The following is a 16139-nucleotide window of genomic DNA, read 5'->3' as shown; positions in this document are numbered from 1 at the left end:
GAGGATCACGGAATCACAATGGCTCTTAGGTCGACGATTGATGGCGTCAGTTTCGTTGCCAATCGCCCCAAGGCTGCGCGTTCTTCCGACTGGCATTTGACGAGATAGCCGTAAACGGTTCGCCAACGTTCGTAAACGTCGATCATGCCGGTTTTCAAATCCGAGGCGCGTTTTCCTTCGGCAATGTCGTCGTGTAACTGTGCGGCGCTGTCGGCGAGCGCTTTGACTTCGCTGAGGCAATCGTCTTCAAAATCCGGGTCTTCTTTGTCCAACCAGCGTTTGCTGACGAACGTGATTTGTTCGGTCAGATTCTGCACCAGTGCTGCCAGATCCGAGGCGGTTCGCGTATCAAAATTGTCCTGCTGAAGCTGCAGTGCTGACCGCAACGAACCAACCGACTGGTTGATCCTGGTGAGAGCGGCCACCGCACGATCGCTGTCGACGTCTCGATAGACGTCGTAGAACGCCTTCTCCGCCTGCTCGATCTTTCGAAACGAATCGACCACGGCGGCATGATCTTGTGATTTCTGAACAACTTCGACGAACCGATCGCAGGCGCGGCTCAATTGGTCGGCAACGGGAAGTGCCTGCTTGGAGTTCTCGAGTTGCATGACGAGGACGAGCGGCGTTTTCAAAAAGAATTCATCAATGTCCTTCTTCAGCCCCTTTGTCAGGTACACGAATTGTGTCTGGTCGACTTTTTGTGGCAACAGCAGCAACTGGTGAATTTCGTTTGAGGCGGCCGCCACGCGGGTCAGACCGCGTTCGATATACCGATCGTCTTCGGCGTGAAGTTTGTTGACCAGTGGGGTCCAGATCATTTCGAATTGCTTGAATTCGCTCTCCATGACGTTTGATTCCGTCGTGTTGTCGCGGATCAACGCGATCAGGTTCAAGACAGACTGCCGTGCACGACCGATGGATCGGCGATAGAAGACCGTGTCTCGACTCTTCCCAAGTTCAAACTCGATGTCGTCCTTCAAGCTGTCGAGACTCGACGCGAGCCCCGCCGCTTTGAGGGTCAATTGACGGCGATCAAGTTGGGGTTGGATTCCGAGGGTATCGCGAATCTTTTGATCCAGCCGGCTCAGATCTTCAATGAGTTTCTTGGCCTCGCCCGAAAGTCCACGCAGGTTCCCCGCGCGATAGACCAATTCCCGCCAATCGGCGTCGGCCTGCTGCAATTCGTCAAGCATCGTGGAATCGATGTCATGCTTCGCGACATGCTTCGCGATGGTATCGACCGAACCGCTCAGCTGCAGTGCCTCCAAATAAACGGGACGGACACCTGGCAGCGTGCTCGATTGGTCGTTCAATTCATAGATCAACTGTGCCAGGATGTCCTTAAAGGCCTGGACATGTTGACGCAACTGCTTGGTATCGACTTCCCCCGAGAGAATTTGATTGCGCTTATCGGATGGACGAGGACGCTCGAAGCCATCGTCCGAATTGAATCCTTTCGAATAGTCCAATAGATCTTTGGCGCCTTCGCGCGATTGCGCCAAGCGTCCGCCCTGTGCGAAGGCCGTCGAAATTCCGATGTCCTGCACCGCTCCACAAACCAAACCGATCAGAACCGCACACCCGGCTAACGGGCGAATGCGTCTCTGCAGAGGTCTCCTCATATTCATCTTTCAGATTCCTTTCCACGATGAGCACGTTTCGGAGGCGACTGTCGTCCCAAAAACAGTCTCGTACGGCAGAGACTAGTGGAAACGGCCGATTCAGCCTAGGTGAAACCACGCATTTTGCCGAGTTGGTAATCTGGGATGATCACGGCAGCGGTTTTCTAGAGTAACCGTTTGCTGAAGTGGACGAGTCGCTCCACCTCAGAGAATCCCATCGCTCGGTGTGCGGCTTCACTGACGTGATTTTCGATGTGCGCATCTGAATGAATCTCGTCGCATCCCTGTGATTTAGACCAAGATTCTGCTGCGTCGACCAGGCTCCGGCCGATCCCCTGGCGCCTGGCTGTGGACGCCACGTACCAGCCTTCGACATAGCCGAATCGTCCCGTCGTCCCGTTGACGTCCGATGGCCGAATTGCGACTTCAAGAAATCCACACAACACCCCGGCCGCGTTCTCGGCCACGAATACCGCGCAGTTCTTGCCTGCGATCCAGTCGGGTGTTTCCAATTCCAATTCCGCCGACGGAACATCATTCCACAACTGCGCGCGCATCTGGCACCATTGTTCGTAGTCCGACGAACGCAGAAGACGAATTGCGAATGACATCATCTGTCCTTTCAGAGTCGAGGATCGACGGGTTCGCTTTCTAACGCCAGTACTCCGAATACTGCTTCATGTACGCGGCGAAGTGGTTCGTAGCGTACGAATCGGTGCAGCGCTTCATGGCCGAGAGCGAATTCTCGGAGTGCCAATGACCGTTTTGTTCCGACCGATCGTTTCCGCAAGCGTGCGAGATTGGCGTCCGCGGTGTAGTTGGGGCCATAGATGATTCGCAAGTACTCGCGGCCGCGACATTTCACTGCGGGTTGGACCAACCCCTTGGTCCCTCGCATGACGAAATCGACGGGTTTCACCACCATTCCTTCACCGCCAGTGCCCGTCAATTCTTCCCACCACGCCGTCGCTAAACGTTCGCTGTCCGGATCGGTGACGTCGAACGTCGCATAACGCGTTTTGCGAAGAAGGGAGGGAGCCTGATCGCACAGTTCGTGCAAGGTCTCCATGTGCCAAAGGTGATTCTGCTCGGTATGCACTTTTCCTTCCGTGGCAAGCAGGTGAAAGGGGGCGAGTTTGAGATCCTCAAGCGATTGGACTGGCCAGCAATAATTGCGGTACGCCTCGACGAACCTATCGAGATTGTGCCTGTGAGTCGCCATTGCGTCCGCGACTTCCATCAACGTTTGACGGGAATCCGCCTGCAATCGTGCCGCGGCTTGCTCGAATGCCTGTGTGACAGGCGGAAAGGCTCCCTGGCCCGACGCGCCGACAGCGGCGTACTGCGAACGAAGGAGCTCCTGCGCCTTGGCGGACCATGGCATTAGCTCACAATCAAAACATACCCAGGTCGTGTGAAATCGCTCCCAGAAATGCGCTGCGCCGAGTGCCCCCCGCAGTCGTTCGAGGAGCTGGGATTCAAGATTCAAATCGGTGAAGAATCGTCGGCCCGTCCGCGTGTAAATGATCCCCGATTCTGCTTCTGCAATTCCGAAGCGGGCACGCGCTGCGGCCTCATCCTGACAGACGATGACCACCGCCCGCGATCCCATATGCTTTTCCTGACAGATGACCTGTGGAATCCCTTGATTGCGGAAGTAAGAGAGCGCCTCGGCGGGATGTTCGAGCAAACCAGGCATCGTTGACGTTTCGGTCGGCGACATCGTTGGTGGTAGATAAATCAACCACTTCGGATTGGCGGCAAACCGGCTCATCACTTCGAGTGCGGCCGAGGCGTTCTCGGCGCGGATTGTCAGATTCTGCATTAATTGGGTTGTGACAATTCGCTTTCCGCTGACGTCTTCGAGATCGAGCATGTCGTCTTGCTGCTGCTGCGTCGACAATGGATGTGCGGACAATTCCCTCGGACTCAACGGTCGGGATGGTTCGCAGTAAGTCTGGCGTGCGCGTACGGAAACCAACTCCCGTTCGGGGTATCGCAGGGCCGTCAACTTCCCGCCGAACACGCAGCCGGTATCGATATTGATTGTGCGGTTCAGCCATTCCGCCTCGAACACGGGGGTGTGACCATAGACGACCATTGCGTCGCCGCGATACTCGCTTGCCCAGTTCAAGCGGACTGGCAACCCGAATTCATCAGTCTCACCGGTTGTTTCACCATACAGGGCAAAACTGCGAACCGCCCCCGATCCGCGTCCCTGCATTTCCGCTTTCATGCCCGCGTGCGCCACGACGATCCGGCCATCATCGAGCACATAGTGACTGACAAGTTTGTCGAGAAATGTTTTCAGTGTGTGACAGAACGACTCGCGGAGATCGTCGGGCAAGGCTTCGATTTCCGCGAGCGTGTTGGCGAGTCCATGCGTCCGTTTGACGTCACGACCGCTGAGCTTCCGGACTAGCTTCTCGTCATGATTTCCAGGGACGCAGAGTGCGCTTCCTGACTGGACCATGTTGTAGACGATGCGCAGCGTATCCAAAATACGCGGGCCTCGATCGACAAGATCGCCGACAAACACCGCCTTGCGTCCGGCAGGATGAACGAAGCCAGTCCCATCGCCAAGTCCAAGTCCCGAATTGGATGGCGCGCATTTGTAGCCCAACTTCGCCAGAAGTTCCTCCAGTTCGTCCGCGCAGCCATGAACGTCGCCGATGAAGTCGAACGGGCCATGGTCGTGGCATCGGTCGTTCCACAACGGGACTCGTTCGATCGTGGCCTGATCGATCTTTTGCAACGAGTCCAGGACGAAAATATGTCGGAACCCTTCTTTGCCCAGGGCCCGAATCGATCGCCGAAGCTGCAGATGCTGTTGTCGTACGACATGTGGACCAAATGCACGATCCGAACGGGACTGGTTTCGCTCATGGCAAACCGATTCCGGTAGATTCAGTACGATCGCGACGGGAAGGCAATGGAATTTCCGCGCGAGGGTCACCAGTGGCGCTCGCGATTCTCGCTGCACGTTGGTGGCATCAATGACGGTCAGCCGTCCTCGAGAAAGCCGTTTTGTGGCAACGAAATGGAGAATTTCAAAAGCGTCGTTCGTTGCCGCCTGGCAATTTTCATCGTCGCTGACAAGACCGCGACAGTAGTCGGACGACAGTATTTCACTGGGCAGGAAATGGCGGCGCGCGAAGGTGCTTTTTCCGGTACCACTCGGTCCGATCAATACAACGAGAGACAATTTCGGGAGGGCGATGTGCATGTATCGTGTTCGTTTTTGAGAGGCGGCGATCGCTCGTTCAAGTCAATCGGGATCAATGTCCTACCGGCCACGTTAGCGGGCATCTCGGGTTTGAAAGATGCTCATTTGAGTGGGCGAGCCAACGACGGGGTCGTTCGGCCCGATTCCGACAAATTCCACCGTATACCCATGCCGTTCCGCGATGCGGTTTGACCAATCCTGAAACTCTTGCCGTGTCCATTCGAATCGGTGATCCGCGTGACGAAATTGGCCCGCAGGTAACGTCTCCCACATCGTGTTGTATTCCTGATTGGGCGTCGTCACGATGACCGTTTTCGGGTGGGCGAATTCGAAGATGACGCGTTCGCAGGCCGACAATCGTGGTGGATCGAGATGTTCGATCACCTCCACAAGGGCCGCGGCATCAAAGCCTGATAGTCGTTTGTCGCGATAAATCAGTGAACCGTGAATGAGTTGAACACGTTCGGCCACGCTCTCTGGAAGTCGGTCCAGCTTCAGGCGTCGCTGGGCAATTTCCAATGCCCGCACGGAAACATCCATGCCGAGAATTCGCTGGAACTGACGATCGGCGATCACCTCACGCAGCAGTTTCCCTTCGCCGCAACCCAAATCGATGACGCTCTGTGCGCCGCTTGCGCGAAGTGCGGCAAGGACCGATCCGAGTCGTTGCTCATTCAGGCTGACTTTCTCTTCAAGCTGAACCTCGGGGCTCAATGGTTTTTCTTCCGTGAGCTCCTCTTCGAGAACCTCGTCGTCAATCAATCGGGCGAGCGCTTCCCGATAAAGGTTCGGTTTGTGGCCGAGATACCGGCGCGCAATCTGATCTTTTTCAGGATGATCCGCGAGCCAGACCGATGCTTTGTCGAGCAGTTTCTCGATTTCATCGTCCCCGAAGTGGTAGTGCTTCTGGTTATCGAAGACCGGGATCAAGACGTACAGGTGTGTCAACAGTTCTGACAGCCGTTTTGTTCCCGAGATTGTGACGGAGTAATAAGGGCTGTCCCCCCATTCCGGAAACTGTTCGTCAAGTGGATAGCGCTGTGCATCAAGGGAGTACCCCAAAGGCTCAAACAGTTTTCGCAGAAAATCCTCGCCGCCGCGGACGGGCAAGACGTCCAGGCGCGCCGACAATGGAATGGGGGTCCGGGCAAGTTCTTCGCGTGCTTCGCAGCGCCCGTTCAACGCCGAGCGAAACACCTGCGCGATCGCGACACTGAGAAACGAAGACGCCACATAAGGGCGGTCGTTCACATATTGTGCAAGGTGAGCTGCCTCGTATCGGCGGTTTCGCACCAGGCCGACGGGATCGACTTCAAGCAACAGAGCCACCGTTGTTCGCTCGTCCGTCGCTTCGGGATAGAAGACATGTGTCGAACCGTAGCTTGCAGAAAACGTCTGACAACGATCCGGGTGTTTGTGCAACAGAAATCCAAGATCGGTTGCGGGCGCATGTGTGGTTGAAATCGTGAGCAGCATCGAGGGGCCCGCCGAATGGATACGGGAACTGAAGAATGGAAGACGATTGCCGAAGACCATTCAATGGGAGTGAACTTCGGAGCAGGTTGAAGAATTGATGCGCCCGACCGTGATCGGTTGCGGCCAGTGACTCGGGAAACGCGAAAAGTTCAATTGTCGCGACAGGCTCAGGAAGCCGCGGGCTTTTGACACCATGTCTTCACGACGGGTTCGGGATTGTCACAGAAATGCGAAAAGAACAGAGATCATTCCCCAACGGACGGACGCAGAAGAACATGGAATCGCTTGTGTGCGGTCGCTGGATGCTGGAAGGCTCACAGGCACCGGAACGATGTTGAGACCAGGTAGGTAAATCTCAACGGGGGGCGACTCTCGCCGAAATGGCGGGTCCGCAAAGAAAAAGAAATGCACCCGGGAGGATTCGAACCTCCAACCCTCGGTTCCGAAGACCGATGCTCTATCCAATTGAGCTACGGATGCGCTGAATTCCGCCACTGATTCGGTTCATTCGAACGGCATGAAGCATGCCAGTGTTCAAACGAACGAAGTGCAGGCGACGTCAAACCGCCTATGGGATGACTGGTCCCGTTTGCGGCGGACGAGGATTGTAGTGTGAACTTCCATTGCGGTAAAGCAATCCGTGGTCATCCGACGGCGACAATTTGGCAGGTTTTGGCGCTGTGGGAACGGATCGGCATTTACTACAGCTTGGGCCACGACCCATCCAGCATCCGTAGAAGGGTGCGGCGGGCTGACAGCCAGTATCGCCGGATTTGCCGATCCGATACTTTCATCAGTTCCGCGACCTCGGATTGAGGCAATTCGTGGTAGTACAGCAGGTCAAACGCGGTCCGGTCGGGTTCTTCGAGCTGATCGACGGCGGCGTGAAATTCAGTCCAGCGCATCAGATCTTCGGGGGCCATATCCGCACTGTCCGCGACGACCCCAACTGGACCGCCTTGGGAATCCGATGCCGACAAGAGAAATACGGCCGCTCCGTTGTTCTGCCTGAAATGGTTGCGAACCATGTCATTGAGTGCCCGGCGAATCTGCAGGGCGGCCAATCCCATGAACTCTTCGACGGTTGTCGGACCGACGGCCTCAAGCGATTTCCAAAGGCGAATCATCGCTTCCTGTAGCAGGTCGTCGGCATGTTCGCGGTAGTTCAAACCTCGATAGCGGAAGAACATTCGGTCGGCCAAAATTTTGAGCCGACGTTCTGCGTAGGCCAGCAGTTCACCGCGCGCCGAAGGGTCATGGTCGCTCAGCGACTGCAGACAACGCTTCAAATTGATGGTGGTGGAGGCTGACATCGACGATCTATCCAGCGGACCTAATCAAGGGTGAGCGATCCGCAGGCTCGGATTGGAGTCTTTCTTTGACCATTGACTCCACTTGCCAGAATCCATCAGGCTGAGTTTGGCGTCGATTGACGCACCCCCCAAAAGCCTAAGTACTGGTTGGCTCGTTCAGTTCGGAAATTGGGAGGACGGGCACCTTGAGCGTCATGCCGTCATGACGGTTTTGAAACGGGGCGGAACCAGCCCCTCCATTCTTTCAACACAATACGAATGAGGAGATTCGTGCAGTTCTCAAATCAACGATCGTGACTATCTTACGTAATGTGGCCACGAAATCACGTCCAAAGTTTGTTTCGAAGTATTTTCGAATCAAACATGACAAATGCGCAGTGGGCGGATTCGAAAATCCGATCATGCCACCAAAAAAACGCCCCCCATGTTTCGATAAACATGGGGGGCCGATCTGTCGAATTCATCTACAAGTCAACGGACTTGAAGAGCTTCTAACCTGAATTGACACGTCGATGAACTTGCCGCGAGCAGACCAGCGGGCGAGGCTCATGGACCTGCCATGTGCTGAAAGACTGCGTCACTAGTCAAGAATCGTTTTGGTTTCGCTGACCAGCTTTGCAATCGTTTCCTTGGTCAGGTCGGACTTGCTCAGTCCCTGGCTGACCTTCACTTTGCCTTCGACCCACATCATCACGGTGACGTCGGCCTTTTCGTTGATCTTGTATGCTGGAGGTCCTTTGATTCCATCAAAGGTCGTCAGCGGCAACTGCGAAATCTTGTGCTTGGCGGCGACTTCCACCAGGGCAGGAGCGGCCTTTTCGGGATTATCCGACATCAAAACCACGAAGCCCGCCATTTTTTCATCGCGGTGCTTGGCGACGACGTTGTCGATTTCTTTTGACAACTGGACCACTTCATCTGACATTTCCTTGGCAAAGATGCTGACGACTGGCTGATTGCCATAGCGACAACGATAGCAGAGCTCGCCGTCATTCTTGAACGGGCCTGTGACGTCCTTCACGTCGAATGCTGGAACTTTGTTTCCTTTTTCCAGACCCGACTGAATTTCAGCGGCGGACAATAGACCCGCCGAAGCCAACACAAGCGCCGCACATGCTACGAAACACTTCTTCATCGATGCTTCCTCCGTCGAACAGATGAACATCCAAATTCTCTTGCTGCCTATGAACTTCATCGGCAGCGACCGATGTGATTGTACCTGCTAGCAGCCAATCGTCGAGTTTCCAGAGGTGACATGCACGATTCATGAAAAGAAAAAAACTTTGGAAATTCTGTACAAAAGATGACCATGACGCGACATGGTCAATCCTGTAACTACGTGAGATACACAAGATGTGAGTTCGAGGAAGTCTGAGTCGCGTGTCATTGTGGGCAGCTGGGGTGCCGCGTCAATTCAATGCGTCGGTCGCGCGATTCGGTGTGGTCGCAAGTCCACGATGTCCGGGTAGATCGACTTCAAACACACTGCCGGGTTGTCCACTGCGGTCATGGACACTGACCCGGCCGTTCAGTTGTTTGACGAGCGTGTGCACGATGTAAAGCCCCAATCCCGTGCCTTTGCGTCGTCGTGTCAATTCACTGCCTGCCCGAAAGAACATGCGAAAAATCCGCTTCCGCAGTTCGGGGGGGACGCCTTGTCCGTTGTCCATGATTCGCGTAATGACACGCCCACGTTCGCCAAGTCGCACCTGGACTTCGACGCGAGGCGGCTCGCCCGCATACTTAATGGCATTGTCGAGCAGGTTGCGGAACACCGTTTCCAGGACTAGCGGTCGAGCGAACACCATGGCCGGCTGGAAATCGTATGTGATCGTCTCGCTCTCTTCACACTTGTGATGCGCGCAGGTTGCCGCACCACATTTTCGTAGAAAGCTATCCAGGTCAATTTCTTCAGGGACGGATTGTTCGCCGATGGCGTCAATTCGGCCAACTTCCAACAGTTGTGTGATGAGATGATCGAGTCGTTCCAGTTCCTCTTCCATGACTCGATAGAACTTCGTGCGCTGCTCGTCCGTAACGGCTCGCATTTCGAGTGTTTCCAGATAGAGCCGCAGCGACGCGATCGGTGACTTCAGTTCATGCGTCACGCTATCAATGAAATTCGCCTGCCGCTGATTCAGTCGCACTTCTTTGATCATGAGAAACAGGTAAAACGACAACCCGACCAGGATCAGGGCGAACACGGCCACACCGATGATTAATGAACTCCACCCATGTGAGTGGGCGAGTAGTACGATCCAATAGACCATCAGCATCACATTCAGCGTCATCAAGACAACGCTGAGCGTGATCGGAAGTCCGATTGTCGTCCGTGAACGAAGGGCACTGCTCACGATCGTGGTCCCTACGAAGTCGAAGTCGGTCAGGCCGCCAGAAGATGCGATGGCCCAAGATCCACAAGTGTGGAACAAGACGTGACCGCGTCAGATGGTGACGAAGCCGGACCCTGGCAATTCAAGCGGTAGTGAAGGCGGACTGCCGGCGAAACAACCTGGCCAGCGCCTTTGACTTCATGAACGATAGCCATCCGGTGGCCGGTTTTGAAGTCGGACGTTGATTGACGATGACGAACTGACAATCGTAGAACCGACTGCTATCATCCTGCGCAATTGGACTTGCAACCCGGTTTTCTTCCCGCTGGAAAGCTTTGAACAACGATGGCGAATGTCACCTACAAATCCGCAGGTGTGGATCTTGAACTGTACGACGAAGCAATGCAGCGCCTGCCGAATTTGATGCAACGCACCTTCACGCCGCGCGTCCTTCCGCTGGCGGATGCGTTTGCTGGATTGATGCGATTGAATCATTCCCAGCGACCGGGGAAGGCCAGCTATCATGATCCCGTCCTGGTTTCAGGGACCGACGGAGTCGGGACGAAGCTAAAGGTGGCGCAGCTAGTTGGAAAGTACGACACGGTCGGAATCGATCTGGTTGCAATGTCCGTGAACGACGTCTTGTGCCTGGGCGCTGAGCCGCTGTTGTTTCTAGACTATCTGGCACTCGGGAAAGACAATCCGGATTTGATTTCGTCGCTCGTGCAAGGTGTCAGTGACGGCTGCGTGGAGTGCGGGGCGTCACTATTGGGTGGCGAGACCGCCATCATGCCGGATATCTACCACGACGGCGATTTTGACATGGCTGGATTTTGCGTGGGAGTTGCCGAGCGGTCACGGCTGGTTGATGGGAAAGCCATTCGGCCGGACGACGTTGTGATTGGCTTGCCGTCGAGCGGTTTTCATTCCAACGGCTATAGTCTGATTCGCAAAGTCGTGTTCGGGATGGCGAATCTTTCGGTGAACGACGTGATTCCCGAACTGGAAAAAACGGTCGGTCAGGTCCTGCTCGAACCAACGCGACTGTATCCGAAATGGATTCTCGGAATCCTGAAATCCTATCGAGTTAAAGTCGCGATTTCGGGACTCGCGCATATCACGGGTGGCGGTTTGAAAGACAACATCGAACGATTGTTGCCCGAGGGATGTCGTCTGTCGATCGACCGAAATGCCTGGCCGGTTCCGAAGCTGTTTGGCTGGCTGCAAGGCCTTGGCGGGATCGATCGCGATGAAATGTATCATGTGTTCAATATGGGGATCGGATTCACGTTGATCGTGCGTCCGCAGTTTGTGGAGAGTATCCGTCGCCAGTTGACTCAGGCGGGAACCGAAAGTTGGATCGTGGGACGCATCCAGGCCGGAACTCGTGGAGTTGACTACGCGTCATAGTCGTGAATTGAGTCGTCGCGAATTGAAAATCGAGACGGTTCATGGGGCAGACAGGGGGATGGACCCGCTTTGATCGGCAAAGCAACGCAAGGATGAGAATGCCACGCGCGTTGTTTGCCATCAAAATGTGTCTGTTCTGAATTCGTGAACGATGACCTGAACGCGGCTCGTGAAGTGGCGGGCACCAGCGAACTCTCAATCGCTGGTTGTCCTTGTTGTGAATGACCAGACCTGCTTTGAAGAAGTCGAACCCGAATGTCCTCGGCCAAAATGTACCGACGCGTGTTCGCCACGTTTTTTCGCAACTCGCTGATGCGCGAACTGATGTTTCAAAGCAATTTTCTGATCACGCTGTTGACGCGCGGTTTCTGGTTCGCGGTTCAGATCGTGATGTTCGACCTGATCTTTCGCAACGTTCGGTTGATCAATGATTGGACGCGCGAAGAATACTTCGGATTCATGGCGACGGGGATGCTGGTGAATTCGATTGTTGAGGCGTTTTTTATGCCCAACTGCGCGCGATTCAGCGAGCTGATCCGAACCGGTGACCTGGATTTCGCGCTGCTTAAACCGATCGACACGCAGTTTCTAGTTTCACTGGAGAAGATGGAACTGGCGATGACCTCGCAGATGGTGTTTTCCGGAGCGTTGTTGGTCTATTCCGTCTGGAGTTCGGGACATCATGTGACCTTAACCGAACTCGTGACGTACGGCCTGTTGATCGTCTCTGCGGTGGCGTTCTTTTACAGCCTGATGATCGGTCTGGCGGCAACCAGTATTTTCTTCGGCAGGAACCAGGGACTGCTCGATTTCTGGTTTTATGTCACCATCTTCGCGCGGTATCCCAGTAGCATTTACAGCGGGTCACCTGCGGCGGAAGTCTTTCGATTTCTGTTTTCGTATGTTTTGCCGATTCTGCTGGTCGTGACCGTTCCCGCGCGAGTTCTACTCGGTAAGGGACTTCAGCCGAGCTGGCTTTCGGGAATCACGATCGCACTGTGCGCGGTGACGTTTGCCGTTTCGCGATCCGTCTTCAATTGGTCACTACGGCACTATCGCAGCGCCAGTAGCTAACGGCACCGCCAATATGGCCTGATCCGTTCCCAGAAACGCCCGTGAGACGACCGCTTGTTCGGGTCGGGCTCGTCGACTTGTTATCCCAGGCCGAAAGCATCACGCCTGCCGACGGGGGTCTGAAACGTCAGTCGCGGCCGAGGGTAACCGGTCGCAGCCCGGTGAGAGGAGGGCAGACGCATTGTCCCCCTTACATTGAAATCCCGAACGCGTCGACCGGAGAAATCCTTCTCATTGTCGCGGGAAATTGAGTCCGTCCTCGGCGTGTGAACGGTGACCGGCTATGGTCACCGTTTTTTCTTCTTCGGTTTAGGATCTTCGTCTATATCAAAATCATCGTCGTCAAACTCAAAGCTATCGACTTCCTCGACATGCTCGGTATCGAGATCGTCTTCAAAACTCATTTCGGCATTGTCATCGGCGTCGGCGACCTCGAAATCGGACGTCGCCATGACCAGATCATCGTCGTCGGCGATTTCATCGGCGTCGACAACTGCGACGTCTTCATCGACCGCTTCAATTTCGTCCCCGGTCGATTTCTTCGAGGTGGTTTTGGCTTTCGCCGGTTTGCGTCGTCCGCCCACAAAAATTCCCGCAGGAATCAGCACCACAGTCGACGTCGCCAGCAGTGTCCCGCCGATCACGACATAGGCAATTGTAGTCAGGTTTTCGGAGTGTGACAGCAGCGCCATCACAAGCAACAAGATCAAGAACGCACCGGGGATCACGGCGACCAGAGACGTCAACATCAGTTGGAATTTTGTCACGGCGGTGATTCCGACAAGCAGGAAAGCGACCACAAGGAACCGACAAAACGGCGACGACCTTTCATCGTAAAGGTGTCGACCGATCGGTCACAAGATCGGCTTGAGGAAATCCCTGACCTTACAGGAATTCCTCTTCAAAGAAATCCTGCTGTTAAGATTCGCCGGTCCTGACGGTTGTATCGCCCGATCCTGCCAGGGGACCCGGATTTCCGAGGTTCAGACGCCTTGATCGAGCCGGACAGTCCGAAACGGTCGACCGACAAATTCCGTCGATCGACTGCTCAGACGCAACGCAGAAAGTACTCTGGGCCTCCAGGTTGGATCAGGCCGCCCGTCGCTGGGACGAAAGGTCGGATCGGGATGCCGCATGCATCACTTTTTTCACCGCGTCGGCTGTCGCGCGGATCTCGGCTTCTGTCAACGTGGGGTGAACCATGAACATCAGGCTCGTTTGTCCCAGTTCCTGTGCCGTTGAAAGTCGCTTTTCTGGTCGTAGTCCAGTCTTGTCGAAGGCCTTTTCGAGATAAATCTCGCTGCACGAGCCGGGGCCGCAGGAAATTCCTTCCGCTTGCAGATTCTGGACGATTCGATCGCGAGTCCATCCCGTGTTGAGGGCTTCCGGACGGACAAACGCGTAGTACTTGTAGAAGCTGTGGGACACGTCCTGAGACGGTTGGGGAATTCGCAGTGCGGGGATCGAGCTCAGAATCGATGTCAACGTCGCGGCATTCTTCCGACGAGTCGCCACCCATTCCGGCAGCCGTCTCAGCATGATCCGTCCCATGGCCGACTGCATTTCCGTCAGGCGCCAATTGGTGCCGAAGCTTTCGTGCAACCACCGGAACTGATGCGGTTGATGCGGTTGTTGAATGGCCTGCAGGCTCTTTCCGTGGTCCTTCAAGCTCCAACACCGATCCCAGACTTGTCGGTCATTGGTCGTCATCAAGCCGCCTTCGCCACCCGTCGTCATGATTTTGTCCTGACAGAACGAAAAGGCACCGGCGTCGCCGATTGAGCCGACGTGGTGGCCCTTATAAATCGCATGGTGTGCTTGAGCACAATCTTCGATCACCTTGATGCCGTGCCGTCGCGCCAGATCCATGATTGGGTCAAGATCGCAGGGCCAACCCGCGAGATGAACGGCGACAATCGCCTTTGTGCGGCTGGTGATGACATCGCGAATTGTGTCGACGGTCAAGGTCTGGCTGTCACGATCGACGTCGGCGACAACAGGCGTCGCACCTCGCATCACGGCGCAACTTGCGGAAGCAATAAAGGTGCGGCTGGGGACGATGACTTCATCACCGGGGCCGATACCGAATCCGTACAGAGCGAGTTCCAGTGCGACCGTGCCATTCGTCAGCGCAATCGCATGATCGACGCCGATTGCCGCAGCATATTCCTGTTCGAAAAGTTTTCCTTCTTCGCCAGTCCAGTAGTTCACCTTGTTGGACCGCAGGACACGCGACGACGCTTCGATCAGTTCGTCGTCAAAAAACGGCCAGGGCGACATGGGACCTGATCGAACGGGTGTACCACCATCGAGTGCCAGTATCTGAGTCGACGGATGAGCTTGATGGGTCATGGCGCTTCCTTGTTCAGCGATGTCTAACGTGCCGTTTTTTGCGAATTCATCTTTAGTGGGCGAAGTTTCGGCTTCACTACGCGGCTTTGCGTTCGCCTTCGATTTCAAGTCGTCGGACAATACGTGGAGTGGGACCGACGACCGTACACCCCCGCGCGACATTTTCGATGACAACTGTCCCCGCCCCGATGGTGACGTCGGATTCGATGCACACATTCGGCAAGACGCAGCATCCGGTTCCAAGCAGGCTGCCGTCTGCGATATGCACCGTCCCGGACAAATGCGTGCCCGGACCGATTCCCACAAAGCTACCGATCTGACAGTCATGGTCGATGGAGGCGGCAGTGTTCACAATCACGTGATTACCTACGACGGCCCCTGGCTGAAGCACAGCGCCCGCGAACACGACGGTTCCCGCTCCCAGTTTTACGGAAGGATGAACAGACGCGTGTGGATGAATCGCCGTCAACCATTCCAGGTCGAGTATCTCGACCAGTCGTCGACGCAATTTGGCCGAACCGATTCCGATAATTCCCGCATAGCGTTTTGGATCTTGTTGCAGTTCTGAGATCGGACCCAGCACGGGCACGCCCAAGACTTCCGTTCCCCAAAGGGACTTTTCGTCATCATAGACGGCATCCACGACGCGACCGGCGGCTTGCAGCACGCTGACGACAACTTTGCCATGGCCTCCCGCACCAATGACGACCGTTTTTTTCGTGCCTTCAAAATCCGGCATGGAAGGGTGACCCTCGGCCGTGATTCCCCGCCGACCAAAGACGGCAGAGATCGTCATCCAAAGGATTCGCAGATCGAGCGACAGGCTCTGATTGTCGACGTACCAGACATCCAGTTGGAAACGCTCTTCCCACGCCACGGCATTTCGTCCGTTGACTTGAGCCCACCCTGTGATGCCTGGTGTCGCGTCGTGCCGTCGGGCCTGCTCGCGCGAGTACATTGGCAAGTACCGTACTTTCAGCGGCCGTGGACCGACGAGGCTCATCTGACCCGTCACGACATTCCAAAGTTCCGGAAGCTCATCCAGGCTGCTGGAACGCAGAAATCGTCCAAATGCGGTGAGTCGCCGATCGTCATCGAGCAGATTTCCATTCGCATCGCGAGCGTCGGTCATTGTCCGGAATTTGCAGATCCGGAAGAGACGCCCCCCGCGTCCGGGCCGTTCTTGTCGAAACAGGATTGGCGAGCCGAGCAACAGACGGACGGCCACCGCCGTCATCGCAAGGACGGGTGCGAAGATGATCAGTGCGGGGATGGCAATCGCCAGATCGAAGCAGCGTTTGCCGCCATTCCGATAGAAGCCGTGTGTCAT

At 55.4% G+C, this 16139-nt stretch carries 12 protein-coding genes and 1 tRNA gene; 2 read left to right on the top strand and 11 right to left on the bottom strand.

The genetic code is table 11. The annotated features are described in order from the left end of the window. Positions 1-5 precede the first annotated feature (5 nt). The 8 genes from OSO_RS0106745 to OSO_RS0106705 form a co-directional block, all read right to left on the bottom strand. Positions 6-1631 carry a hypothetical protein gene (locus tag OSO_RS0106745; RefSeq protein WP_157605067.1) on the bottom strand — a complete coding sequence of 542 codons (1626 nt, stop codon included), beginning with the start codon at positions 1629-1631 and terminating at the stop codon, positions 6-8. 158 nt (positions 1632-1789) lie between these two features. After that, on the bottom strand, positions 1790-2239 hold the full coding sequence (locus tag OSO_RS0106740; RefSeq protein ID WP_010582692.1) for a GNAT family N-acetyltransferase: 450 nt from the start codon (positions 2237-2239) through the stop codon (positions 1790-1792). Between the two features lie 8 nt (positions 2240-2247). Next, positions 2248-4851 (bottom strand): polynucleotide kinase-phosphatase, encoded by a 2604-nt coding sequence (locus OSO_RS0106735; RefSeq protein WP_010582691.1) that lies wholly within the window; start codon positions 4849-4851, stop codon positions 2248-2250. Between the two features lie 72 nt (positions 4852-4923). Continuing rightward, entirely contained in the window at positions 4924-6327 is a 1404-nt protein-coding gene (locus OSO_RS0106730) for a 3' terminal RNA ribose 2'-O-methyltransferase Hen1 (protein WP_029246727.1), read from the bottom strand. 406 nt (positions 6328-6733) lie between these two features. Next, positions 6734-6807: transfer RNA gene (locus OSO_RS0106725), tRNA-Arg, on the bottom strand. Between the two features lie 221 nt (positions 6808-7028). Then, a complete protein-coding gene (locus OSO_RS0106720; RefSeq protein ID WP_010582689.1) occupies positions 7029-7640 on the bottom strand; it encodes a sigma-70 family RNA polymerase sigma factor in 612 nt (203 codons plus the stop codon). Between the two features lie 580 nt (positions 7641-8220). Next, positions 8221-8775, bottom strand: a complete 555-nt coding sequence (locus tag OSO_RS0106710) for a hypothetical protein (RefSeq protein ID WP_029246726.1) — start codon at positions 8773-8775, stop codon at positions 8221-8223. 274 nt (positions 8776-9049) lie between these two features. Next, positions 9050-9994 (bottom strand): sensor histidine kinase, encoded by a 945-nt coding sequence (locus tag OSO_RS0106705; RefSeq protein ID WP_010582686.1) that lies wholly within the window; start codon positions 9992-9994, stop codon positions 9050-9052. Between the two features lie 324 nt (positions 9995-10318). On the opposite strand from OSO_RS0106705, the gene purM reads away from it, so the two are divergent. Continuing rightward, complete coding sequence (purM, locus tag OSO_RS0106695; protein WP_010582685.1) at positions 10319-11383, top strand: phosphoribosylformylglycinamidine cyclo-ligase; 1065 nt, start codon at positions 10319-10321, stop codon at positions 11381-11383. A 255-nt stretch (positions 11384-11638) separates the two neighbouring features. After that, positions 11639-12457: an ABC transporter permease gene (locus OSO_RS0106685; protein WP_010582684.1), complete on the top strand. Its 819-nt coding sequence runs from the start codon at positions 11639-11641 to the stop codon at positions 12455-12457. Positions 12458-12744: 287 nt separating this feature from the next. Here the strand turns inward: OSO_RS0106685 and OSO_RS42450 are convergent, their stop codons facing one another. From OSO_RS42450 to OSO_RS52370, 3 genes are all read right to left on the bottom strand, one after another. Then, the gene (locus OSO_RS42450; protein WP_157605066.1) at positions 12745-13224 is read right to left on the bottom strand and encodes a hypothetical protein; all 480 of its coding nucleotides are present in this window, start codon (positions 13222-13224) and stop codon (positions 12745-12747) included. Positions 13225-13546: 322 nt separating this feature from the next. Further along, complete coding sequence (locus OSO_RS0106675) at positions 13547-14809, bottom strand: DegT/DnrJ/EryC1/StrS family aminotransferase (protein WP_010582682.1); 1263 nt, start codon at positions 14807-14809, stop codon at positions 13547-13549. A 76-nt stretch (positions 14810-14885) separates the two neighbouring features. Beyond that, on the bottom strand, positions 14886-16139 hold the full coding sequence (locus OSO_RS52370) for a NeuD/PglB/VioB family sugar acetyltransferase (RefSeq protein ID WP_010582681.1): 1254 nt from the start codon (positions 16137-16139) through the stop codon (positions 14886-14888).

The sequence above is a fragment of the Schlesneria paludicola DSM 18645 genome, from assembly GCF_000255655.1.
GTDB lineage: Bacteria > Planctomycetota > Planctomycetia > Planctomycetales > Planctomycetaceae > Schlesneria > Schlesneria paludicola.
Note: the sequence above shows the minus strand (reverse complement) of the source record. Positions and strands in the feature narration are given on the sequence as shown.